Origin of the sequence: Timaviella obliquedivisa GSE-PSE-MK23-08B (assembly GCA_019358855.1) — a bacterium.
GTDB classification, from domain to species: domain Bacteria; phylum Cyanobacteriota; class Cyanobacteriia; order Elainellales; family Elainellaceae; genus Timaviella; species Timaviella obliquedivisa.
On the sequence record JAHHII010000001.1, the window covers coordinates 44,931 to 68,086 of the forward strand.

The 23,156-nt window shown below is 48.1% G+C and carries 21 protein-coding genes; 10 read left to right on the top strand and 11 right to left on the bottom strand.

Annotation, left to right across the window (positions count from 1 at the left end):
• Window positions 1-114: 114 nt before the first annotated feature.
• Window positions 115-636 (top strand): hypothetical protein, encoded by a 522-nt coding sequence (locus KME11_00235; GenBank protein ID MBW4513634.1) that lies wholly within the window; start codon window positions 115-117, stop codon window positions 634-636.
• 25 nt (window positions 637-661) lie between these two features.
• Here KME11_00235 and KME11_00240 read toward each other — a convergent pair whose 3' ends face one another.
• Window positions 662-877 carry a hypothetical protein gene (locus tag KME11_00240; GenBank protein MBW4513635.1) on the bottom strand — a complete coding sequence of 72 codons (216 nt, stop codon included), beginning with the start codon at window positions 875-877 and terminating at the stop codon, window positions 662-664.
• 167 nt (window positions 878-1,044) lie between these two features.
• Between KME11_00240 and KME11_00245 the strand changes: the two genes are divergently transcribed.
• Together KME11_00245 and KME11_00250 are read left to right on the top strand one after the other, a co-directional pair.
• Window positions 1,045-2,082 (top strand): folate-binding protein, encoded by a 1,038-nt coding sequence (locus KME11_00245; protein MBW4513636.1) that lies wholly within the window; start codon window positions 1,045-1,047, stop codon window positions 2,080-2,082.
• Window positions 2,069-2,821 carry a lipoate--protein ligase family protein gene (locus KME11_00250; protein MBW4513637.1) on the top strand — a complete coding sequence of 251 codons (753 nt, stop codon included), beginning with the start codon at window positions 2,069-2,071 and terminating at the stop codon, window positions 2,819-2,821. Before KME11_00245 ends, KME11_00250 begins: the two co-directional genes overlap by 14 nt.
• Window positions 2,822-2,849: 28 nt before the next feature.
• On the opposite strand, the gene KME11_00255 is transcribed toward KME11_00250, so the two are convergent.
• The 6 genes from KME11_00255 to KME11_00280 all read right to left on the bottom strand — a co-directional run bounded on the left by KME11_00255 (window position 2,850) and on the right by KME11_00280 (window position 11,354).
• Window positions 2,850-3,866 carry a hypothetical protein gene (locus KME11_00255; protein MBW4513638.1) on the bottom strand — a complete coding sequence of 339 codons (1,017 nt, stop codon included), beginning with the start codon at window positions 3,864-3,866 and terminating at the stop codon, window positions 2,850-2,852.
• A gap of 279 nt (window positions 3,867-4,145) precedes the next feature.
• The gene (locus KME11_00260; GenBank protein ID MBW4513639.1) at window positions 4,146-5,408 is read right to left on the bottom strand and encodes an MFS transporter; all 1,263 of its coding nucleotides are present in this window, start codon (window positions 5,406-5,408) and stop codon (window positions 4,146-4,148) included.
• 71 nt (window positions 5,409-5,479) lie between these two features.
• Window positions 5,480-6,520, bottom strand: coding sequence for an iron-siderophore ABC transporter substrate-binding protein (locus KME11_00265; GenBank protein MBW4513640.1), 1,041 nt, complete (start codon window positions 6,518-6,520; stop codon window positions 5,480-5,482).
• 9 nt (window positions 6,521-6,529) lie between these two features.
• Window positions 6,530-7,492, bottom strand: a complete 963-nt coding sequence (locus KME11_00270) for an iron-siderophore ABC transporter substrate-binding protein (protein MBW4513641.1) — start codon at window positions 7,490-7,492, stop codon at window positions 6,530-6,532.
• 25 nt (window positions 7,493-7,517) lie between these two features.
• Window positions 7,518-10,178: a TonB-dependent siderophore receptor gene (locus KME11_00275; GenBank protein MBW4513642.1), complete on the bottom strand. Its 2,661-nt coding sequence runs from the start codon at window positions 10,176-10,178 to the stop codon at window positions 7,518-7,520.
• A gap of 147 nt (window positions 10,179-10,325) precedes the next feature.
• Window positions 10,326-11,354, bottom strand: coding sequence for an AraC family transcriptional regulator (locus KME11_00280; GenBank protein MBW4513643.1), 1,029 nt, complete (start codon window positions 11,352-11,354; stop codon window positions 10,326-10,328).
• Window positions 11,355-11,643: 289 nt separating this feature from the next.
• On the opposite strand from KME11_00280, the gene KME11_00285 reads away from it, so the two are divergent.
• From KME11_00285 to KME11_00300, 4 genes are all read left to right on the top strand, one after another.
• A complete protein-coding gene (locus KME11_00285) occupies window positions 11,644-13,938 on the top strand; it encodes a transglycosylase domain-containing protein (protein ID MBW4513644.1) in 2,295 nt (764 codons plus the stop codon).
• 218 nt (window positions 13,939-14,156) lie between these two features.
• A complete protein-coding gene (locus KME11_00290) occupies window positions 14,157-14,453 on the top strand; it encodes an RNA-binding protein (GenBank protein MBW4513645.1) in 297 nt (98 codons plus the stop codon).
• Window positions 14,454-14,608: 155 nt separating this feature from the next.
• Window positions 14,609-16,096, top strand: coding sequence for a DUF697 domain-containing protein (locus KME11_00295; protein ID MBW4513646.1), 1,488 nt, complete (start codon window positions 14,609-14,611; stop codon window positions 16,094-16,096).
• Window positions 16,097-16,280: 184 nt separating this feature from the next.
• Complete coding sequence (locus KME11_00300; protein ID MBW4513647.1) at window positions 16,281-17,024, top strand: GUN4 domain-containing protein; 744 nt, start codon at window positions 16,281-16,283, stop codon at window positions 17,022-17,024.
• 116 nt (window positions 17,025-17,140) lie between these two features.
• Here KME11_00300 and KME11_00305 read toward each other — a convergent pair whose 3' ends face one another.
• Both KME11_00305 and KME11_00310 read right to left on the bottom strand, forming a co-directional pair.
• Complete coding sequence (locus KME11_00305; GenBank protein ID MBW4513648.1) at window positions 17,141-17,695, bottom strand: hypothetical protein; 555 nt, start codon at window positions 17,693-17,695, stop codon at window positions 17,141-17,143.
• A gap of 169 nt (window positions 17,696-17,864) precedes the next feature.
• Window positions 17,865-18,293: a hypothetical protein gene (locus KME11_00310; protein MBW4513649.1), complete on the bottom strand. Its 429-nt coding sequence runs from the start codon at window positions 18,291-18,293 to the stop codon at window positions 17,865-17,867.
• Between the two features lie 398 nt (window positions 18,294-18,691).
• Between KME11_00310 and KME11_00315 the strand changes: the two genes are divergently transcribed.
• Window positions 18,692-19,609 (top strand): hypothetical protein, encoded by a 918-nt coding sequence (locus KME11_00315; protein MBW4513650.1) that lies wholly within the window; start codon window positions 18,692-18,694, stop codon window positions 19,607-19,609.
• A gap of 20 nt (window positions 19,610-19,629) precedes the next feature.
• Here the strand turns inward: KME11_00315 and KME11_00320 are convergent, their stop codons facing one another.
• On the bottom strand, window positions 19,630-20,883 hold the full coding sequence (locus tag KME11_00320) for an NAD(P)/FAD-dependent oxidoreductase (protein ID MBW4513651.1): 1,254 nt from the start codon (window positions 20,881-20,883) through the stop codon (window positions 19,630-19,632).
• Window positions 20,884-21,025: 142 nt separating this feature from the next.
• Here KME11_00320 and KME11_00325 point away from each other — a divergent pair, with 142 nt between their 5' ends.
• Together KME11_00325 and KME11_00330 are read left to right on the top strand one after the other, a co-directional pair.
• A complete protein-coding gene (locus KME11_00325; GenBank protein ID MBW4513652.1) occupies window positions 21,026-21,400 on the top strand; it encodes a hypothetical protein in 375 nt (124 codons plus the stop codon).
• 106 nt (window positions 21,401-21,506) lie between these two features.
• Window positions 21,507-22,169, top strand: a complete 663-nt coding sequence (locus KME11_00330) for a hypothetical protein (protein ID MBW4513653.1) — start codon at window positions 21,507-21,509, stop codon at window positions 22,167-22,169.
• Window positions 22,170-22,188: 19 nt separating this feature from the next.
• On the opposite strand, the gene KME11_00335 is transcribed toward KME11_00330, so the two are convergent.
• Complete coding sequence (locus KME11_00335; GenBank protein MBW4513654.1) at window positions 22,189-23,124, bottom strand: class A beta-lactamase-related serine hydrolase; 936 nt, start codon at window positions 23,122-23,124, stop codon at window positions 22,189-22,191.
• Between the last annotated feature and the right edge of the window lie 32 nt (window positions 23,125-23,156).

A 23,156-nucleotide genomic window follows, 5' to 3' on the forward strand; every position in this document is an offset into this window, starting at 1 on the left:
GGATTGAGATCCTGATCATCCAACTGAAAAACAGCGGATTGTTGAAGGCTATTTCCGCAATGTGCCTTCAATGCTTATGATGATCTTCATGTCCCTGATTTTCTGCTGATACCAATGCCAAAATTTGCTAACACTCGCGCATGGGAACAGGCTGAACTGCTGATGCAGCCTACCTTTATCCGCGTGATTGATAACATCGGCAAGCAGCTCGAAACTTCCCATTGGAAAGGCACTTACCAAGAAGTCCAGATGTGGGCAGATGGTATTTCAGAAGCCACTAAAACCCAAGTGCTAGAGCTACGGCAACAGCTTGAAACTTCTGCTCCCGAAGACTTAGAAGAGATTCAAGAAGCCTTAGTTCGTCTCCCTAGCCCCCATCCTGGCTATCTGCTTTGCTTACAGTACCAGGGTCGCCAAATTACTGTAGATATTTGGCAACTCTGCTACCAAATTTGTTTTCGCAACTATAGCCCTGTCCTCAATGCCATGGACACGGATTTGATCGTCGAAATCGATACCACCCTAATTGATGAGACAGGCGATGTCGATTGGCAAAAGCTGGATGTTAAAACAAAGCAGTTGATTGGGCAAATCTTTAACAGTTTTTCCGGTGCAACCGCAACCGAAGAACCCTGAGAAAAGCTGCTCTTGGCGAAGATGCCTATCGCAGATGCTGTCGCAGTTTATAGAATTTGCTGCTCAAGCGTACCCAATTTGTTAGGGCGATCGCTTGCCCTGTTAGGGTTCGTTTTTCTGCTTGTGGCTGTACCAAAGGGGGCTGCATCTGGGGCATTTTGTACCGGCTTAACGCAAAGCTGGCCCCGTCAAACATCGAAACCATCACAAACGCAGTCATCAATAGGTAACTAATTTTCATATATGCCTAACAACGTTCTTGCCTAAGAATCTTGACTGAAGATGCTCTATCTCATTCATATCGGTTATCTCACTCTCTTTCATGCAAACTGTTCCACTGCCCCATGCGGCACATCGATCACGCTTGTAAGCCAGTAAAATGAACATACCTACCTTTTTTAAGCACCTATGACTCAGCCATTACAAGACCTCCAAGCAGAAGCAGGTGCAATCTTCATAAACAACATACCCGCTCATTTTGGTAATGATGCCGCAGTTATGGAGCAAATTACAGTTGGCAAAGTGGGTCTATGCGATCGCACCCATTGGGGCAGAATTCAAATGACTGGGGACGATCGCCTCCGCTTTCTCCATAATCAAACCACCAACGACTTTAATATTCTCAAGTCAGGTCAAGGCTGCGACACTGTATTTGTTACTTCCACAGGACGCACGATTGATCTTGCCACCGCCTACGTCACTGAAGATGCGGTTCTGCTCCTCGTATCACCCGGCTACAATCAGCGATTGATGGAATGGATGGATCGCTTTATCTTCTTTGCTGACAAGGTGGAGCTACAAGATATTACAGAATCGACCGTTGCTTTTAGCTTGCTAGGAGAGGGGCTGACGGACGCATTGGGCATGGGAGCGATCGCCCAGCAGCCTTATGCCAGTCATCAACTCATGGCGATCGGTGGGGTGGAAGTCCGAGTGGCAGTCGGCAGCGGTCTAACCACTCCTGGCTACACCCTCATTGCTGCTGTCAATGATGCTGCCCAACTCTGGCAAACCCTTGCAGCAGCAGGCGCACAGCCCTTTGGCACTCAAGCCTGGGAGGAACTCCGCATTCAGCAAGGTCGCCCCGCCGCTGGGCAAGAACTTACCGACGCTGTAAACCCTTTGGAAGCTGGCTTGTGGCAAACGATTTCCCTTAGCAAGGGCTGCTACATTGGTCAGGAAACGATCGCCCGGCTCCACTCCTATCGGGGCGTTAAACAACAGCTTTGGGGCATCAAAATGAACGCCGCTGCCGAAGTTGATAGCTCCATCACAGAGGGTGAAGAAAAAATTGGCAAACTCACAAGCTGCACCCAAACCGCCACCGGACACTTTGGACTGGCATACATCCGCACCAAAGCTGTCACACCTGGACTTAAAGTGACCATTGGCGCAGTTGAAGGCGAACTCGTAGCAGTGCCATTCGTCACTCATGAGTACCCTTAACTCGCCCGTCTGGCGCTTTATTCCGTGCCTTGAAGCACCAGGGAATATTCAAATGGCGCTAGATCTGTGGCTATTTAACCAGCACTGTTTAGGCTTGCATCCTCCCACACTAAGGTTCTACACCTGGTCACCTGTCGCTATTTCCCTGGGCTATCACCAGTCAAAATTTCCTAACTTCTGGCAGCAGTTGAGTTGGAATAACCAGCCTATTGAGATTATCCGTCGTCCGAGTGGCGGACGCGCAGTTCTTCATCAAGACGACTTAACTTATGCAGTAATTGCATCGGGGTTCGCGGCAAGTCGGGCAGAGGCTTACCGCGAGATTTGTCAGTTCTTGATTGAAGGATGGCGATCGCTCTCTATCTCGCTGGAATATGGTCAAGCTAAGCGCGGCTACATCCATAACCCTAACTGTTTTGGCACTGCCACAGCCGCCGATCTAATGACTTCTAACAATAGTAAGTTCATCGGGAGCGCCCAGCTTCGCCGCAATTCAGCCATTTTGCAGCATGGCTCTATGCGCCTTAACCCTGATCCTACACTTTTTCAACAAGTCTTTGAGCAACCTCTTGAACCTGTTCTCGACCTAAAAATTCCGACTCAAACTATCATCAATGTGCTCACAGCTTCAGCCTCTCAATGTTTTAGAATTCAATTAATTAATCAACCTTTATCTAATGAAGAATGGCACGAAGTCAACGCCTTAGCGCTACGCTCATGCCATTCTAATCGAACTTAAAGATGCACCCTAATCAAGCATAAAGTCTCTAGATAAACAAGAAGTCAGCCGCGTTGATCAGAGCCTTATTAACACCCTTTAAGGTTGCAATATCTTGATCGCCCACACTAATAATAGTGCTGCCATTCTTTTGAGAAATATCTAGATCGCTAAAGTCAACTTTGCCCAGAACTACGATGCGATCGAAGCTATTTTTGAAGTCCTTAATGATGTCGTTACCACCATTGATTTCAACCACAAAGCGATCGTTTCCAGCTCCACCAATTAACTCATCAATGCCTTTCCCACCGATAAGCGTATCATTACCTTTACCACCATCCAAAGTATCATCACCAAAAAGACCAGCGAGAACATCATTACCCACTAAACCTCTGAGTAAATCGCCACCGCCACCACCGTTTAGCAGGTCATCGCCCACTTGCCCTAGCAACTTGTCAACACCATCTCCGCCGCGCATGAAATCGTTGCTTGCCAAACCTTTCAGCACTGTTCCGGCAATCCCGCCAACACCGCCAAACAGCAAATTATTCACAACAAAGTCTTGCAAAAGACCCGAGCTACCCAAAGAATTTAGCACAGAGCCAATGCCACCGAGCAAATCAACATTGCCGGAATTGTCGACTGCATCAAAAGCGTCAATGACTTCGATAAAATCATCAACTTTTACACCAGTAAACATGGGGAATGCAGTATCACTCAGTCCTCTAAATAAGCTGCCCAGCTTAATCCCTTGCAATAAATCAACGTTGCCCACATCACTGAACAACTTATCGACCTTAAAATCTTTTCCAGTGACGTTGCTGAAAAAGCTGCTAACGCCTCTAAAGAAATCACCGAAGTCAATTTTATCCAGCTTGATGTTGCTAAAGTTAACTTTGCTAAGTCCGTTGAAGAAATCGCCTAAATCTGAATTTCCTACAACTTTGTTGCTATTAGTGCTCAGTCCAAAAATGTCACCTAAGTCCAACTGCCCAAAGGCTTTTTTATTGTTTAGGTCTGTGATCAAATCTTTAATATCAAGAGCCAAGCTAGAGCTAGATGCCATAATTTAATTCCTCAACTTCTCAAGTAACCGAGTTTTCTTTCGCAACGAGGTGCTGTTATTCCAAGTAAGACAGAAGGATCAAAGAATACGTTCCCGAAAGTATCCAGTTTTATGAGTGACACGCTTTTTCCGGAACATAAACAGCAGACATCCTGCCTTTAAGCCAAATAATTAGACTTAAAAAACCATCCACTTTTCCAACCGACCTTAAGGACTACGCTTGCAGGGACACTTTCTTACCGGGACACTTTACAGAAGAGACAATAGGCAACAGGGGCATCAGTCTTCGACTCGCCGCAGCGTCGGCAGCACATACCCCCCTAAGCCAATTAAAACTAGAGTCATAGAGGTCAGAATATATAGAAGTGAAATGCCTGCTCCTGCACCCGTCCCGACAATGGCGTGAAATAAGGAAGTAAGCCTGTTGTTTTGTTGTAAAGCGGGTTCAAATACACGATCGGCGAGCGGCCCAGCAATTAATAGGGCGATCGCACTGACACTCTGCACCACGAGCGCGTTTGCCGCAAACACTCGCCCCTGAATTTCTGGCGCAATTTTTTCCATCCAGATCGCGGTTTCCGAACTGCCCAACAGTGGAAAGTTTAAAGATGAGCAGAACTGAGCCGGAATCCAAACTAGCGGAACTTGCCCGAAACCAAAGACTGTTTTACTTAAACCCGCCCCCATAAACCCAGCCAGCATTCCGTGAATTCGTCGTTTGGTTCCACCCCAGGCGCTGAGAATAATTGCGCCAGTCACACCTCCAATTCCGGCGGCTGAAGCAACGCTTGCCAAAACTTGAGCACTGCCATTCGTGCGAGCCAGAATCATCGGGTCGTATACGGCTTCACCCAGGTCATGAGCAAACCAGAAGAGAGTGGTAATGATTAACAGAGAGCGCAAGCCAGGCTGGGTAAACACATAGCGAATGCCAAAAGTCAGCTTTTGCGTAATGGTTTCTGAATCTGTTTCTGGATTTGGCTGCGGCTGAGGAATATGAACGAGGAGGAGGGTGGCGATCGCCATTCCAAAGGTGACCAAATCAATCAGCAATATCCCCAAAAAACCAACGAATGGATACAGAACTCCAGCCAGGGCAGGGGCAACGATCGCAGACCCGTAATGAATCGCAGAATCCATGCTGTTGGCACGAGTGTAATGCTGCTTGGGTACAATAAGAGTAATGGAGGTAGAGTAGGCTAAGCTCTGAATTTGTCCGAATCCTCCGCTGATGGCTGCTAGAAGGTACAAATGCCAGATTTGCAGACTATCGGCAAGATAAAGTAATCCGATAACCAGGGTTGAGAGAGCGGCGATCGCATCGCCTAACATCATTAAGTGCTTGCGATTGTAGCGATCGACAATAAGTCCAGCAACGAGTGAAATGGGGATGCGGGGAAGCTGTGAAAAGAAGCCCACCAGAGCTAGAGCCGTTGCTGATTTAGTGAGATGCCATGCCCAGAGGATGAGGGCAAATTCGGTCATATAGCTGCCAATCGTAGATACTAATTGACCAAACCAGACAATGGTGAATGTACGCACAGATAAACTTTCTAATTCTCAATGTTGAAGTATTCGTGATTCGTTAGATTCGATGGAGCAATTGTGACTCATTAGCGTGCCGAGACTGATTTGGTATTCAGCAGCATCTCCCGAACCTGCGCAATAACTAGCTCGGCAGCGATCGCTCCCTGAATCCGGCTCCACAGATGATAATCGACAAAATAGACTTGATCGTTCTGATAGGCTGGAAGCGATCGTAAAACGGAATTGCCTTCCCATACCGATTTCACCTGGTCAACTTGGCTGTCTCCACTTGCCATCACAATGATCAAATCAGGTCTAAGTTGGGGCAGCGTTTCCAGGGAGATTACAATTTCTCCATTTGTTTCGCTTAACTCATTCGGAACTAAAAGTTCAAAGCCTAGATCTTCTAAAATTGCTCCTGCAAATGTTTTATGATTAAAAATACCAACATCATCTAACCCGGTCATTGACAACAGTAAAACGTTTTGGCGACCCGTTTGTATTAATTCATTTTTTGTAGAAATTACGTTTCTATTGTATGCGTCGATCGCCTGCTGAGCTTGCGTTTCCCGATCGAGAATTTGTCCTAAAAGCAGTAAGCTATCCTGCCATTGCTTGGGAGAAGTCCAGTCGTCAATTGGGATCAGCGTCGGTGCCAGTTGAGAAAAGTTTTTGTATTGTGATTCGTCTAAATACCCGCTAAGAATTAGATCAGGTTTTAGCCCTAGCATGGTTTCTAGAGACGGAGTTTGCCATGTACCTACATGAGTGGGTGAAGAACGCAGGCGATCGCCCAAATACTTTACGCCGTTGACCGATTGCCCTAATTTGGGGTTGCCCACTAAAGCGCGGCTGTCTTCAGAGTAGCCAATGGGTTGAATGTTTAGAGAGAGCAGTAAATCCAGGGCATGGGGATCAAGTGCAATGATGCGCTGAGGTTGTTCACATAGCTCAGTTTTTCCCCAGGCATGGTTCACGACTTTGCAAGCCGGATCGGTATTGCTAGCTTGAACGGACAAAGACGATGTCGGTTGATTAGTTTCAGGAATTTGAAAATGACAGGCAGAGAGTGTAGAGAATAGGAGAACGAGGAGCGATCGCCAACGAATTAAAGCGGGTGAGTTCATAAAGAAACATCAAGTAGGTTGACCGTCATTCACCAGATATTTAACTAAATCATCAATAACCGCGTCCGCAGCCAGAGGATTTCCGCCTCTCCAGGTTGGGTAATTGACGGGGTATACTTGATTCTGCTGAACGGCTCTCAGGTTCTTCCACAAAGGGTTCTGCTTTAGTTCTGCTAATTTCTGAATGGATTTTTCACCGTCTGTTGCAACAAACAGAATGTCTCCATCAATATCAATTAGCCGTTCTTCTGAAAGCAGCGTAATTCCTCCTTCAATCGGAACGGCTTGACTAGGCGGGCGACGTATCCCGGCATCGGCTAGAATGCCACCGTTAAATGAATTCTTCAAGTCAATGTCGATCGTGCCGCAGCAGATATGAACAAAAGAAACTTCTGAATCTTGAAGCCGATTTCCTAAAGATGTTTTTAGAGAGGCAATTCGCTGGTTATACTCTGCCCACACTTGCTTGGCTTCCTCATTTTTGTTTAGTACCTTAGCAACGAAATTGAAGTGGTTTCGCCAAGACGGATATCCCTCCCAGTTATCTACAACAGTTGGTGCAATTTTAGAAAGTTGATTGTAGGTCGCTTCACTAGAATATTTGGTGCCAATGATTAGGTCGGGCTTCAATGCCAATATTTTTTCGAGATTGGGCTGCCCTTCCTTGCCAAGACTCTGAATTGATTCCAGATGTTTTGCCAAATAGGGAGGCGGATCGTCAAAGTAGACAATTGAAGCGATCGGCTTAACGCCCAGTGCCATTGCATCACCCAGCGTTGGAATGCCCAAGACAATGACTCGCTGAGGTCGATTAGGGACACAGGTTTCCCCTAGAGCGTGCTGAATCATTCGACAGTCACCCTCAGAGGGAGAAGGAGCGACTTGAGCCGATCGCCCGCTACAGGCTGAGACAACGCTCAATGCCAGGACGAATAGCAGAATAAGTCTCAGCCAGCGTAAGATATTTGTCATGGCGTACACAGTATTGCTTGCCTCATCAAAACTCTACAGAGAAATTTGCCAATACGGTAAGCGGAGCCTGAGGCGTAATAAAAAATCCCTGCGTGTTGTAGTATTCAACGTTGAACAAATTCTTGATGTTCACAGCAGCTTGCCAGTTATCCCGTCGGTAGGAGAGACGGGCATCGGTGCGGAAATAGGAAGGTATCGTGACCCCTATGTTGGGGAGCCCTGCTTCGCGTTCATCGACGTACACCAGCCCTAAGCCAAATCCTAACCCCTGTAGACTACCGCTTTGAATTTCGTAGGTAGTCCATAGGCTAGCCGTGTGTTCTGGAATCCCGGCTAAGCGATCGTCCACTGGAATTGTGTTATCTTCGCTGACAAAGGCATCGGTGTAGGCATAGGTGGCAATCACATTCCAATCCGGCAAAATCTCGCCTGTCACATCCAGTTCAACACCGCGGCTGGTTTGCTCCCCAGTTTGGATGCTGAAGTCCGGGTCTTCAGGATCAGTCGTCGAAACGTTTTGGCGAGTAATGTTATAGAGTGCAAGGTTCGCAGAAAGGCGATCGTCAAAAAACTCTTGCTTTAAACCCAGTTCAAACTGCTGTGCCCGTTCCGGGTCAAAAGCATCTCCGGTGCGGGTTCTGCCGCCAAAGATATTAGGGGTAAACGCATTTGCCCAGTTGAAGTACAGCGAGGTATCCTCACCGGGTTGATAAACAATTCCCAATCGCGGCGAAAACCTGGTAGCCGATTCCTCGTTGTTGGTTGAGTTGTTCAGTGTGTCCCGGTAGTAGGAATCGTTAAAGTCCAGCCGTCCTCCAGCCAGCACAATTAAGTTGGGCGTGAGATAAATCAAGTCCTGTACGTAAACGCCTATATTCCGGGTTCCATATTCCTCCGCAAAACTGGGAGAATAATCTCCGGGTTTATCGCCGTATTCTGGGTCGAAGATGTCGATCGATCCCAGCGAAGCCCTAAAGAAATCGTAGGCAAAATTGAAGCGAGCGTATTCAACCCCGAACAGCAGGTTATGTTCAACCGAACCCGTGTTGAATTCACCAATAATCTCAGTTTGCAGAGAGAAGTTTTCCTGTAGCTCATCCGATCGCTGTGCTCCACGCTGTAATGTCCGACCATCTTCATCGGTAAAAGGGTCAGAGAAGTTCGTAAGAACAGCGGCTTCTGTATTTCCCTCTACTACGAGTCCACCAAATCCTTGCCGAATTTTCCACTGATCGTTAAATTCATGTTCAAAGTTGTAGCCGAAGTAATAGGACTCAAACTGTGCCCGGTTTAGATCGGGTTCAAACAGAAAGCGATCGCGCGGCAATCCTAAAAAGATTTCACCAGGCGGAAAACCGCGATCGAATACATAGTCATAGTTCTGATATTCAAATTCAGTCGTTAAGGTGGTTCGCGGGCCAATATTCCAGGTCAGCACCGGGGCAACAAAAATGCTCTCTCGCTCGTTAAAATCTCGGAAACTGTCGGCGTTGGTGTAGGCAACGTTGAGTCGATATAAAAGGCTGCCGTTTTCGGTCAGAGGGCCTGTGAAGTCGAGGGTGGGTTTGTAAAACTCGTAGCTTCCAACCGTAACACCAACCTCATAGCGGGGTTCAGGGAGAGGGCGTTCTGTAACCGTGTTAACCGCTCCTGTAAGGTTAAATCCTCCTCCATACAAGACGGAAGCTGGCCCTCTAAGAAATTCAACCCGCTCAATATTGGCAGGATCGCGCGGACTGATAAACGTGAAGTCTCGAAATCCATTGCGAAAGCTTTCCCCAGCATTGAAGCCCCGAATGTAGTAGTCATTTGATGGCAGCCCACCGTAGCCTGAAAAGGGTTCTACGCCCGGAACGTTGTCCGCCAGTTCGGTTAGATTTACGATCTGACGATCTTCAATCACCTGACGAGGAATGACCTGAAGTGTCAGAGGAACATCGCGTAAAGGAGCTTCAATTCGGGTTCCAGTGGTTGCGGTTGAGGGATTGTAGCCTTCGTCCTGCTCTCCCGTGACGACCACTTGAATTGCTTCTGTATCTGTCGCTCCGGCTGTTTCTGCTGCGTCTGCTGCGTCTGCTGCGTCTGCTGCGCCCGATTCCACGCTGAGAACTAAATTCTGGGCATCGGCTCTCACTGAGGCGATCGGCGGAGCTTCTACCCCGGTAATAGCGACTCGAACACCAGTCCCACGCGAGGTAACTGTGACTAGCGCGATTCCATCTACAGGATTAGCGGCTTGAAACTCAGCACCGTTGGGCAATACCAACTCCGCATTGGGGATATCTGCAATCAGCGCATTGCCGACCACAGAGGTATTCACGTCAGGCACTTGAGCGGTTGCTGTTTCCAGCAGAATTTCAAACCCTGCATCGGTGGAATTAATTCGCACCCCTGTAATTTGCACCCTCGATTGGGCTAACCATTCCTCTACCGTGCTAGCCGGACGGTCTGGTTCGCTGAGACGATCGATCGCTTCTTCTGGAGTAACGTTTGTTGAATTAGACTGCTGCGACTGACTGGCAATTGTTTCATCCGCTGCGATCGCCGATAAATCCTGTGCCCGTACAGGCTGAATTCCAGCGGCAGCAAGAACAATAAAGCATCGATAGACGAATTTCCACGACGCAAAACAAACTCCCTTCTGAAATGATCTCGTCTTACCATTATCCTGTGAACCCATTGCCATCACTCCTCACACAGCTTCTGCTAGCATACAGCCTACCGACTATCTACTAGATGAAAATTAATCTCAATAGGGAGAGATTAGAGGATTCAGGGGACAAGATTTTGTCGGAACGGGATCTTTTTTTGTCCGATCCGGATCTTTTGCAGTTCAGGAGCCTGTGCGGTAGGCGATCGGCGTAATTCCATATCGCCGCTTGAAGGCATGACAAAATCGGCTCTGGCTAGCGTACCCGACTACGTGGGCGATCGCCCCGATGCTTAATTGCCGTTCGGTTAGGAGATGTTTTGCTTGCTCCATGCGGCAGGCTTGTAAATAGCCAAAGACAGTCGTGCCAAAGATCTGACGAAATCCGTATTTCAGCTTATAGTCATTGATTCCCGCCTGTCGGGCTAAATCCATCAGCGAGGGTGGATTTTGGATATCGTGGATTAAGATATTTCTGGCGCAGTGAACCCGCTCTACATCATCGGCATGAAGGATGCGAGAGCGGGTGGAGTGCTTGGGTTGTTCTGCCCATTGATGCAGTTGTAAGGTTAGCAATTCTAGTGCTTTGCCTTCCAAAAAAATACGCTTTGTAATTCCCCGATACGGGCAGTTGATGATTTGCTGGAGTGCTGCCTGCATCGCCAGAGTTAACGCTCCGATAGAACAGTGAAAACGTTGAAGCGGTTTGTCTTCAAAGAATTGTTTGAGTTCGCCTGGAAGAACGTCAAAATCAACGCCAAATGAACGCAAATAACTTAAGTCACAGCAAATTTTGACCATCTGAAGGCGTTGATTCGCTGGGCACTGCTCGATTTCTTGCAGATCTGGGAGAAAAAACAGATAACTCTGACCTGCTTTTTCCTCGTACTCGCTTTTGACCTCCTTAACGTTAGGAGTGAGCACCTGATAGTTTCCAGACAAACAAAACTTGGAAACTATCGGCATCGACTCATCATGATTTATCAGAGTGCTGAGAGACTGGTGGTAATCCTCATCCATGAACTCCAGCCAGAATCCTGGACGCAATTCTACCTCCCAAAAATAATCCTGGCTATAGCGATGCTTGCATCTGCCGAGGCGATCGAACCCGCCCTCTCCATAGACAATTTCTCCGTTGCCCGCTGCAATACTTTCTTCCCACTGCTGCCAATAGGTTTCATCGGCGATCGTTTCTGTCATACACAGATCCATAGAAACTGCTTTGCTTTAGGGCTTGCGTTTGGTTCATGGTTCTTTTCCAGCTTTACTTTATCTTACGCTGGGTAGGGAGTATTTCTTATGCAGACGTGTTTTAACAGTTGAGCTTTAACATTGGGCAAAGTAGCAAATCCCGACATAGAATAATGCGTGACTAGGACTAACTTTTTCCCTCAAGTCTCCTGAACTGCCCGACTCAAAAAAGTCTAAGAACCTGGGCAAGTTAGATTGCTTGGAGCAAGTTAAATTGTATCTACAGGCTTAACCCCTCCTGCATCCCGGCATGACTCCCCAACCTCCCCCTCCTCCGTCCAATCAGCCGCCCAATCAGCCGCCCAATCAGCCGCCCAGGACGATTCTAGGGGCAATTACTCAGGCTGTGCGAACGGTTCAAGCTAAAGTCAATTTCTCGCAGCTCGTCCTTAAGCCTAATGCCAAAGTGCCAGAGCTATGGGTGCAAGATGCTGATGCAGAAAAAGCCGAAATTTATCCGTTGCTCGGCGAACACTACTTGCTAGGACGAAGTTCTAAGTCTTGCGATATTGTGGTGCGCAATCCAGTTGTGAGCCAAGTCCATATTTCCCTCACACGCGACAAGCGCCAGGGCGAGTCATCTTTTGTCTTGAAAGATGAAAAATCTACTAATGGCGTTTATCGGGGCAAACGGCGACTGGCAAAACTAGCGCTGCGTCATGGCGATGTTCTGACTCTGGGCCCACCAGAACTTGCAGCGGCTGTCCGGGTTCAGTTCCACAATCCACCCCCCTGGTACATCAAAACCCTGAGATACGGGCTATACGGCTTTACAGGGCTAACGGCACTGACTGCGCTTTATATTGGCTACGAATGGCAGAAATTCTCTGTTAAACCTTTACCTGTCTCTGTTCAAGGCCCTATCGTGGTTTACTCAGGCGACGGTGTAACGCCTTTGCGCCCCATTGAAAACCGCACCCACGTCGAGAAAAAACAACTCTCCGAATATTCTTCTTATCTGCCCAAAGCGGTGATTGCTTCGGAAGATATTCGTTACAACTGGCACTTTGGCGTTGACCCGCTGGGCATTTTGCGAGCTTTAGTAACTAACCTGCGCGAGGGTGAAATTCGGGAAGGTGGCAGTACCGTTACTCAACAGCTAGCCCGTAGCATTTTCAGAGACTATGTAGGCACTGATGATTCATCGGGGCGGAAGCTACGGGAAGCGATCGCCGCTCTTAAACTAGAAGCCTTCTACAGCAAAGATTTCTTAATGCTGACGTACCTCAATCGTGTCTATTTAGGCAATAGCCTTTATGGTTTTGAAGATGCGTCCCAATTCTACTTTGGCAAGTCTGCTAAGGAATTGACTCTTTCAGAAGCAGCAACCCTAGTCGGCATTTTACCTGCACCCAACCGCTTTAACCCGGTGCAAGACTATGATGCAGCGGTACAGTACCGCGATCGCGTCATTAATAACATGGCGCAACAAGGCTCGATTAGTTTAGAAGAAGCACAACGGGCAAGGCGATCGCGCATCGATATTAATCCCGCTGCCATTCAAGAGCTACAAAGTACGATCGCTCCTTACTTCTATAGCAATATCTTCACCGAACTCGAAACCCTCCTCGGCACCCAACTGGCACAAGAAGGTAACTTCATTGTTGAAAGTAGCCTTGATGCCAAAATTCAAGCCCAAGCCGAAGCCTCTCTTCGGAATGGGGTGAACACATTTGGCGGTTCAGGCGGCTTTTCCCAAGGCGCGGTGGTCACCCTTAATGCCAGCACAGGCGCAGTACTTGCCATGGTCGGCGGCGTTGATTACAAAGAGAGCCAGTTCAATCGTGCCACTCAAGCCTTCAGGCAACCCGGATCAACATTCAAAGTCTTTGCCTACACCACCGCTTTGGAACAAGGCATTTCTCCTGGTAGCGCCTACTCCTGCGCTCCCCTAGACTGGGGCGGACAAACCTATGAGGGTTGTCGCTCTGGCGGCGGTAGCCTGGATATGTACAGCGGTATGGCGACCTCCGAAAACGCGATCGCCCTTCGCATTGCCCAAGCAGTTGGACTCGGCAACGTTGAACGAACTGCCCAGCGGATGGGCATTACTGCCAAGCTTAACCCTGTTCCTGGAATGATTTTAGGGCAAAGCGAAGTTACGCCCCTAGAACTGACCAGCGCGTTCGGCGTTCTTGCGAATCAGGGCGTTCGCAATCCTGCCCACTCCATTAACCGCATCCTTGATGGCAGCGAATGCACCGACATCAACGATCGCAACACCTGCCGCCTGATCTATGACTACACCAAAGATGCCAAAGCCAACGTTTCCATTCTTGATCCCCAGATCGCAGGCACCATGACCTCAATGCTCCAAGGCGTTGTAGAATCGGGCACTGGACGCGCCGCCGCTTTAGGTCTGGGCGAGGCTGGCAAAACAGGAACCACCAATGACAATGTCGATCTATGGTTTGTTGGCTATATCCCTAGTCAAACCTTAGTTACCGGAATTTGGTTGGGAAATGATGACAATACGCCCACTGGGGGCAGTAGTGGAGATGCTGCGCGAATATGGGGAGATTACATGGGAAAGATCGTTCGTTAGTCTGGCTTTCATTCGTTTTAACAATTTTTAATTGGCAGTATTAAAAAAGAGAAAGACGTTCCAAAACTTGAAAAATATGTTAGCTGCTTGCTGCGTTTTTTAGGCAAATCGGATATGATTGCGTACAAATCAGCAGTGGTGAGTATCAGCGGAGTAATTCGTTCCTCGAAACTTGTCCTTAAGCTGTGTCCTGTATTTCAAATGGTTTGGAGAGGATCGTGACTATTTACGTTGGCAACCTGTCTTTTCAGGCTACCGAAGACGATTTGAAGGAAGTTTTTGCAGAGTACGGCGAAGTCAGTCGAGTTAGCCTACCGACAGACCGAGAGACAGGCAGAAAACGCGGTTTTGCATTTGTAGAAATGTCAAGCGAAGCCCAAGAAGATGCAGCGATCGCTGAGCTAGACGGCGCAGAGTGGCTGGGTCGAGAAATTAGAGTCAATAAGGCAAAGCCCCGCGAAGAAAGTGGCGGTGGCAACCGCAGAAGCGGCAGTTTTTCCAGAGAAAGAGAATAAGCTAGGAAATTAGGATCGTCTCCTGCGCAAAGCTTTTAGAGACTTCTGATGATGTACCGCCAGTGGCAGTTCAAGAGTCTTTCAAGTTCTTGAACTGCTTTTAGGCTTTCCGGTTTACGATCAGAAGCATCTTATTCTTGAGACTGGAGCCATAAATGTCTCGATCGCGCCTTCTGACCCTCATTGTCGGCATCATCCTGACCTTAGGCTTGATGATTTGGCTGATCGACTCACTGTCGCGCATCTATGTCAGCGTTGCGACTGCTTCTCCCCTATTGGCAAATGCCCTGTTTGGCTTGCTACTATTGTTGGTTCTAGCCTTGCTGGGCGCGATCACCTACTATTTCTCCCTATTCCTTCGCCCCAAACGACAGCGTTCTATTCCCAAAGCTCCGGTAGAAAAGACCGAAGCAGCAACGGTAAATCTGCAAGCCATTCGGCAGCAAGTTGACCAAATTCAGGACGAAATTACTCGGCAAGCTTTATTAGAACGCACCCGCGAGATTGAGGAAAACTTATCTCGACGAGAGCTACGAGTTGTTGTATTTGGGACAGGCTCGGCAGGCAAAACCTCGATCGTGAATGCCATTATGGGTCGAATTGTAGGACAGGTTGGCGCGTCCATGGGCACCACCCTGATCGGAGAAGCCTATCAGTTTCGGCTGAAGGGCTTGAATCGGGAAGTTCAAATTACCGATACTCCAGGAATTTTAGAAGCAGGCATTGCCGGGACGGAGCGCGATCGCATAGCTCGACAACTGGCTGCCGAAGCCGACTTACTCCTCTTCGTGCTAGACAACGACCTGCGCCAATCGGAATATGATCCCCTCCGCACGCTGGTAGAAATTGGCAAGCGATCGCTGATCCTTTTCAACAAAACTGATCTTTACCCTCTAGATGAACAGGCGGCAATTTTAGAGCGACTTCAGCAACGAGTTAGAAGCTTTACTCAACCTGTCGATGTTGTCGCGATCGCTGCCCATCCCCAACCCGTTCGACTCGACAACGGTGATTTTTTTCAGCCCGAACCTAACATTGTGCCGCTCCTCCGCCGCATGGCAGCCGTTCTCCGAGCAGAAGGCGAAGACCTCGTGGCAGATAACATTTTGCTGCAATCTCAACGCTTGGGCGAAGAAACTCGACAGCTGATTGATGCCCAAAGGCTACGACAGGCAGAAAAAATTGTCGATCGTTACCAATGGATCGGTGCTGGAGTCGTATCCGCGACTCCGCCCGTCGTGGATCTTTTGGCAACCGCCGCAGTTAATGCCCAAATGGTCGTAGAGCTAGGACAAGTCTACGGCTGTGATATTAACTTAGAGCGCGGCAAAGAACTGGCTATTTCCTTAGCAAAAACTTTAGTGAGCTTAGGGATTGTGCGCGGGGCGATCGAAATTTTCTCCATTGCGCTCCAAACCAACGTCGGCACCTTTCTGGTGGGCAGGGCAATTCAAGGCGCAACTGCTGCCTACCTCATTCGGATTGCCGGAAAGAGCTTCATTGAGTACTTCCGCCGTGACCAAGAGTGGGGCGACGGCGGCATGAGCCAGGTCGTGCAAGAGCAGTTTCGGCTCAATCAACGGGATGAATTTGCCAAAGTCTTTGTCAAAGAGGCGATCGATCGTCTCAGATTTAGCCAGTAGTTGATTATATCTTCAGCAACGCCGCAGATAGTTTTGTATGGCTTTGTATAGGAGTCAGCCTTGAAAGCACTAGAAGGACTCTGACCGCGATAGAATCATAAAGCTCATACAACCGCTAGAGTTAAGTGAGCCGTTGCCTAACGATCGCGTGAACCGAGCAGTTTATTAATGCAGCCTTTGTCCCATGCATGACGTGCAGCCTATCTTGAATACGCCTTCAGAACTCTCCCAACCAGAGACTCCTCCCTTCATTAACGAGTTACTGACCCGTCTTAAGGCTGAGGCTGTCCGTAACCCGTTGCAATTGGTTCATGAGTTTGCGCAAGCTGGCGAATCAGGGTTAGACGCGCTTATGAAATTTCTTCTAGAGCGTCAATCTCAGCCCATGGGAGTTTTAGAGGGCACGACCTATCAAATTTTGGTCAAAGCCAATACGCAAAAAACTCAAGAGTTTCTGCAAACTCACTTTCCCCAGGGTGTGGTTCCCCTCAAGTCCAGCAAAGGGATCGATTATGCCCCGTTGCAAGCGCTTTTGGCTCAGCAAGATTTCCAAACTGCCGATCGCCTCACTCTTGAAAAAATGTGCGAACTGGCAGGTGCAGCGACTCAAAAGTGGTTTTATTTCACCGCCGTTCAAAGCTTTCCCATCGCTGATTTGCAAACTATCAATAGCCTTTGGTTGGTACATTCTGAGGGGAAGTTTGGTTTCTCGGTACAGCGCGAACTTTGGCTAGGGTTGGGAAAAGATTGGGAAAAGCTGTGGACGCAAATCGACTGGAAAAACGGCAATAATTGGACGCGCTATCCTCAAGGTTTTACCTGGGATTTGAGTGCGCCGCGAGGACATTTGCCCCTTTCTAATCAGCTTCGAGGCGTGCGAGTGATGGCGGCATTGTTGGCGCATCCTGCCTGGAGCAGCCCAATTTAACTCAAAATTGAACTAATCAACATCTCGCTGTTCGTCATCATCAGATTGGCAGTCAATGCTCTCAGCAGCTTGGTATCACTGGCGCTTGAATCATGGGCGATCGCCTTCCCCGAATTTTAATAACTCACAGACTCACATCGATCGGATTCCATCAATAGAAACGTATTTACCGACAAAACCCGGATGCTTTGAAAGGCTACATCCATATCCTCAGCAGTGAATGCACGAAGATTGATATCAAAGTCGTGGTTTTCACGCAAGCTCCGATGCTCATTGTTATCGCGGACAAACTGGTAAGGTTCCCACGTTACGATCGCATCGACATTATGGCTACTTGCACAGGCAAGACGAATAGCATTGCAGCGGTCAATCATGTGAAATTCTTCGGCGTGTTCCAGAATTGCCTCATCCACATGGCAAATTTTAATCACTTGCTGGATGCCAGCATACGCTGCCTGACAATCGCGATCGCTCCCAATGCCGTACAAGCTGGGCAACTCGACGGCCGAATCTCGATCGAACGATGACATGTATAACCCTACAGCCTGCTGAGCCAGTCGCCTGAGCAAGTCGCCATATAGCAGACATGACTTTGAATTCTGTGCCAATAAATTTTGAAGAACGTTTGCCGTAACTAAAACATTATCAAGTGCAAGTGTCGATGAGGGCATGGACAACACCCATAAAGAGTTGAGAAATACCGATTTACCGGGGTTACAGGGAGGGATGTCCTCTCTGACTCAACAATCCGACAATTCAAGACATTGCAGCATGATAAAAAGTCTTGAAATTGTCGCGTTTTTGGCAAGCATTCCTCCTATCGCTCCATAGTTTTGAAGACTAATCCTTGGCTTGAGCAATCAGCCGTTCCACCATTTGCTCAATTTGGGCAATATGAGTTTTCATCTCAAGATTAGTCTCATGCACTTTCTCTAATTGTGTCAAGCGCAATTCAAGTTCTGTTGTGTCAGGTGCGACTAGGCTTTGAGCCAAAAGTGCCTGAAGTGGAGTTAGAGCGCCAGATTGGGCAGGCTGCTTAGACAACTTTAAACTTTGAAGTTCTTCTTCCAAAGATGCAATTCGTTGGTTAACTCGAGCATGGACACGCTCTTCCTCATTCTGCTTGACTTCTCCCTGGCTATGCAACCCTTGGCGGAGCAATCGGCTTACTAACTCGGTAACGGAAATACCATCATGGTCAGACTGTGCTCTTAGGTCTTGCATTAGGTCATCTGGCAACCTGAAACTGACCAGTTTTTTATTGCTCATGTCACACTTAAACACTACAGAACACTACAAGTGATGTACATTTTTGCAGGAGTCTCAACGCACATCCGACCACTGTATATAAGATGATATACAAAGTCAATGCTGATTTTAATCTAGATTTAGTGTTTTATTTAACCAGTATTGTCAATCCTCTGCATTTCTCTGAATAGCTGGTGTTTTGTAAAAATAGCCATGCTTTGACAAAACTTCTAGAGGGCGATCGCTCTCTGGAAGCATATGCGCGTAGCTTACTTGTACTGCGAATGTATAAACGTATAATCAATTAATTGATTCTGTAATACGTATAACATACGTACTCTCCTGAGTTTCTCCATAAATGTATGTACAAAAGATTAATTATGTGATACAGTAATGCCCATACTTCCTGGAGTTTCTGTATGTCACATCCTCGTCGCCCAGATCACCAAAGCAGAATTGCCAAGTCTACGATTGCAGCCATCTTCACTCTATCCATTTCAAGCGCTTTTTTGGGAGTCAGCATTATCTCTTACACGGTCATGCGCTCTGGGGAAAATTTGGAGATTGAGCAAATACACATGCATAACCTCTCTACTGCACAGCAGCTTTGGGTTACGGGTAATTTCCTCGGTTGCATTGCCGAAGCTAATAAAATTCTTGATGGCTCTTCCTACACCAAGGCTCAATCTATTAAGAAAGACTGCGAAAAGGGTCTTGCTTGGAAAGAATTAAACCTTGTTCAGCAACTCAGGAGGGAAGGCAAACAGGAAGAGGCAATTAAGCGGGTTGCTCCGCTAGTCACGATCGATGCTGAAGCAAAAAAAATAATGGAAGAGATTGCATCTGGGCTTTTGAGGGCAGGTCAACTGCATTATCAAAAGCGATCGCCCGATTACTACAACCATGCTATCTACCCAATCTTTGCAATTCCTTCAGTCAGCGACTCCTACAACACAGCCCAAACTTTGCTTAAACAATGGCATCAGGAATACCACAATAACAGCGAACATATTCTGGCTGCTGAAGCGGCTTTAGCTCAGGAAAATGTTTCTCAAACGCAACAAGCTTTGCAACAAGTGACGACTCATCCCTATTGGCAAGACCAAGCCGCAGCCATTCGCCAAGAAATGGAGATTTTAGTGATTTACCAGACCGCAGAAACGTTCATGGAGCGCCGGGAATGGGAAAATGCGATCGCTGAAGCCACCAAGCTACCGAATACTCCACCTTGGGCAGAACGCAGATCTAATCTGATTAGTCGAGCCGAGGCGACCATACAACGGAAAGAAATCTGCAAAACAGCGACTTTGGGACTTTGGCAAAAGTGCTATTTGTAGTACGTCCTGGGTGCAGATTCCTAAGGTTCCATTCCTTGCCCTGCCAGCCATCCCGTTGTCCAGGCACTCTGAAAATTGAATCCGCCTGTAACTCCGTCAATGTCCAATATTTCTCCTGCAAAATGTAGCCCTGGACTAAGGCGGCTTTCCATCGTTTTGAAATCTACATCTTTAAGACGAACGCCTCCACAAGTGACAAATTCGTCTTTAAATGCGCCTTTGCCCTGAACCTTGTAGCTGCCTTGAGTGAGTTCTAAAACCAGTTGCGTCAAGTCTTTTTTAGGTAAGTCTGCCCAGCGGGTTTCGGCGGCGATGCTGGCACGGGTTAGCAAGTATTGCCAGAGCCGACGGGAAAGGGGGGGAAATGGACAATATGTGGCGATCGCCTTCTTGCCTTCCCTCTCTTTTACTACCCCCAACTTTTGCCGCACGCTCTCTAAGCCTTCTTCCGGCAACCAGTTTACCTGAATCTCTGCTCGATACTGCTGCTCCTGCAAGATCCTGGCTCCCCATGCCGATAACTTCAGCACCGCAGGGCCACTCATGCCCCAATGAGTAATTAAAAGCGCACCCGTCTGCTCTAAGGGCTTTTGGGTTGAGACTAAGAGCCGCACTTGGGCAGTTTCTACGGCTACTCCTGCCAATTCTCGAAGCTGTGGGTCTGGAATTGTGAACGTAAACAATGAGGGGACAGGCAGTTCAACAGTATGTCCTAAAGCTTGAGCAAAGCGATACCCTTGAGGACTGCTGCCTGTGCTAAGGAGTAGACGACGGCAAAGCAGAACTTCTCCCGATTTTAGCTCTAGCTCAAATCCTTGGGGTGAGCGTGGTGATCTCTGCGAAGCAGCCCGCACCACGCTCACTACCGCAGACTTCGTGAGTACCTCAACCCCTGCTTGCCGAGCCGACTGCATCAAGCAATTTACAATCGTCTCGGAGTCATCAGTACTGGGAAACATGCGCCCATCTACTTCTGTCTTCAACTTCACGCCCCGTTGCTGAAACCAAGCTACCGTGTCTCGTGGCTGAAACCGACTGAATGCTCCGCGTAGCGCCCGTCCACCTCGCGGATAATGCTGTACCAGTAGTGCAGGATCAAAACAAGCGTGAGTTACATTGCAGCGCCCGCCGCCAGAGATTCTAACTTTGGCAAGAGGTTGGTGACTGGCTTCTAGCAAAAGCACACGGGCATAGGGATAAGCTTCTGCACAGGCGATCGCCCCAAAAAAACCAGCGGCTCCCCCGCCTACTACAATCTGTGAATAATCACGCATACGCTAGACTTCGCTAAGTTTCCCATGAATGAAATGTCAAGGCAGTTGCAAGGGAACAATAGCTGCGGATATCTCCCGTGCTCCTCAAAATATCCCTCAAAAACCATCCTACTCATCATCAGCGGAATCAAGGAATCTGAGTATGTCTCTCGAAACTCTCCAGCCAGCTAACCCTCGTGATGTCAACGTCTATGCGCCTTACTACCAAGGACGCAAGAAAAGCGCGTTGCCGCTCGCTATCAGCCTCTACCAAACTGGCAGTTTAGAGGGCATTCGCAGCATTGAAGGGGGAGAGAGCATCCCGTTTGTTGCCAGCTGGAGCATTTCTTCACTGCCCGCCGACTTAGTGCGCTGTCGGCTGCAATTTGATGGTAACGCCGATTTGAGCTATGAAGTGATGTTGGCAAACTTCGAGTTTGTAGATTTCCTAATTGATGTGTTATTTACCTTCAAAAGCGTCCGCATTGCCGACTTTTCTCAAACCTTTTACCGCAAGCTACTGCGGCTAGATGATTAGATTTTACTTTGCAGGCTCTTACGGAAGTAAAGCCTAAAAGATATGCCCTGTTTTACAATAAGCGGCACTGTATTATTCCAAAGTGTTCCCATTAGGTTCAATTTTTGTGGCAAATGCAAACTCTGTAACTTCAAGCCCTACAACGCCATATTCGGTCAGCATTTGGGAGGCGATCGCCATCTTTGCGGGAGCTATTTTTCTGATTTCTGTGGGCGTTGTGGGGCTAGGGCTGAAAACCCTAAATAATGCTTTTGATCCTAAACGCGCAGAGGCGATCGCTCAAAGCCTGATTGCCTACAAAATTCCGGGTGGCTCTGAAGGCACCTTCGGAACTAATCTAGGCGGCGCAAAAGTTGCCGTGGTCGCCTCTGCCCGCAAACTTCCTGGTTTACAGTCCCAAGTTCTACCCCCTCCAGAAATCGAACTTTTCATTGCCCGTATTCCTATCAACGAAGTGACTACCGAAGATGCTGAAGAAGAGCTTAACAACGAATTCTTTCCAGGATTTTCGTTCTCTTCTCAAGTTGAAGCGGCATTCAAACCCATTACGTCTCGCACTGAGAACCAAGCATTTTGTGGGGTTCTGACTCAGGTAACTATTCAAGAAGGATCTCTCGTTCTTTCTGAGCAAATGCCTATTCCGGCTGTGCAATATCAGGTCAGGGTTGTTAAAAATGCCGAACGTAACATAGCTGTCCTCTCAGCAGCAGGACAGAACGCCAAGGGAAATGCCGCCATGGTCTTTCGATCGCTTAAATGTAAGCCCTAGGCTGTAGATTTTGAAAGGCTCAAAGTTCTCTTACTGCTTCCACAATCTGCTGAGAAACAAATGGCAGAATTGCATCATTTGTACTGTGGGGCTTTCCTTCTGTAAAAACCACGAGAAGGTAAGGGCGTTGCTCAGGAATTTCAATATAGGCAGCATCGTGGCGAACTTGGCTAGTCAGTCCAGCTTTTGACCAAAGCTGGGCATTGGCAGGAACTCCGCCTCCTAAAAATCCAGTAACTTGGTTTTCGGGGTTAGCTGCTAAATCTCTGGGCTCTAGGCTGCGCTTCATGAGTCCCATCATGATCTGCGATCGCTTTGCCGAAACTGCCACTCCACCCATGATGCTATGCAACAGCTTTGCCGTGGCATCGGTCGTTAACAGGTTTTGGTTTTCCCGCCCCTTGCCCAGAAATGCCTGCTCTCGACCATACGCGCCATCACACCAAGTCTTATGGTTAACGTTGATGCCCTCTAACTCCACCCAGCCTAAAGACTGAAAATAGCGATTGATAATATTTCGTTGAGTCTTCCAACTTTCAAAGGGTTCACTAGGTAATTCGGGACCGCTGGTTGTTCCAGTCAGCATATCTATGACTAAACTCGTCGCATCATTGCTGGAATCGACAATCATGTCGCGCACTGCTCGTTCCAGTTCGGCTGACGACGAAAGCATCGCTTTTTCTAGCCATTCATGAACTGCGACAAGATAGAACAACTTAACCACGCTAGCCGGATAAATCCGTTCTACGCCCCGGTACGTAAAACCCCGTACTGAGTGCTGCCAAAACTCTTGAGGTGTGAGCGCTCCACCTGTGTTGACGGGTACAGGGGCATCGTATACCAACCAAGTTAGGGCAATTTGAGTACGTGCTAAGGCTGGGAATTGTGCCCAAGTTGCCGATAAAATGCGATCGCCCCAGTGCTCTAATTGTTGATCTCGCCGGAAAAAAGCCATAAACCGAACCCTGAAGGTATTAAAACACTCTA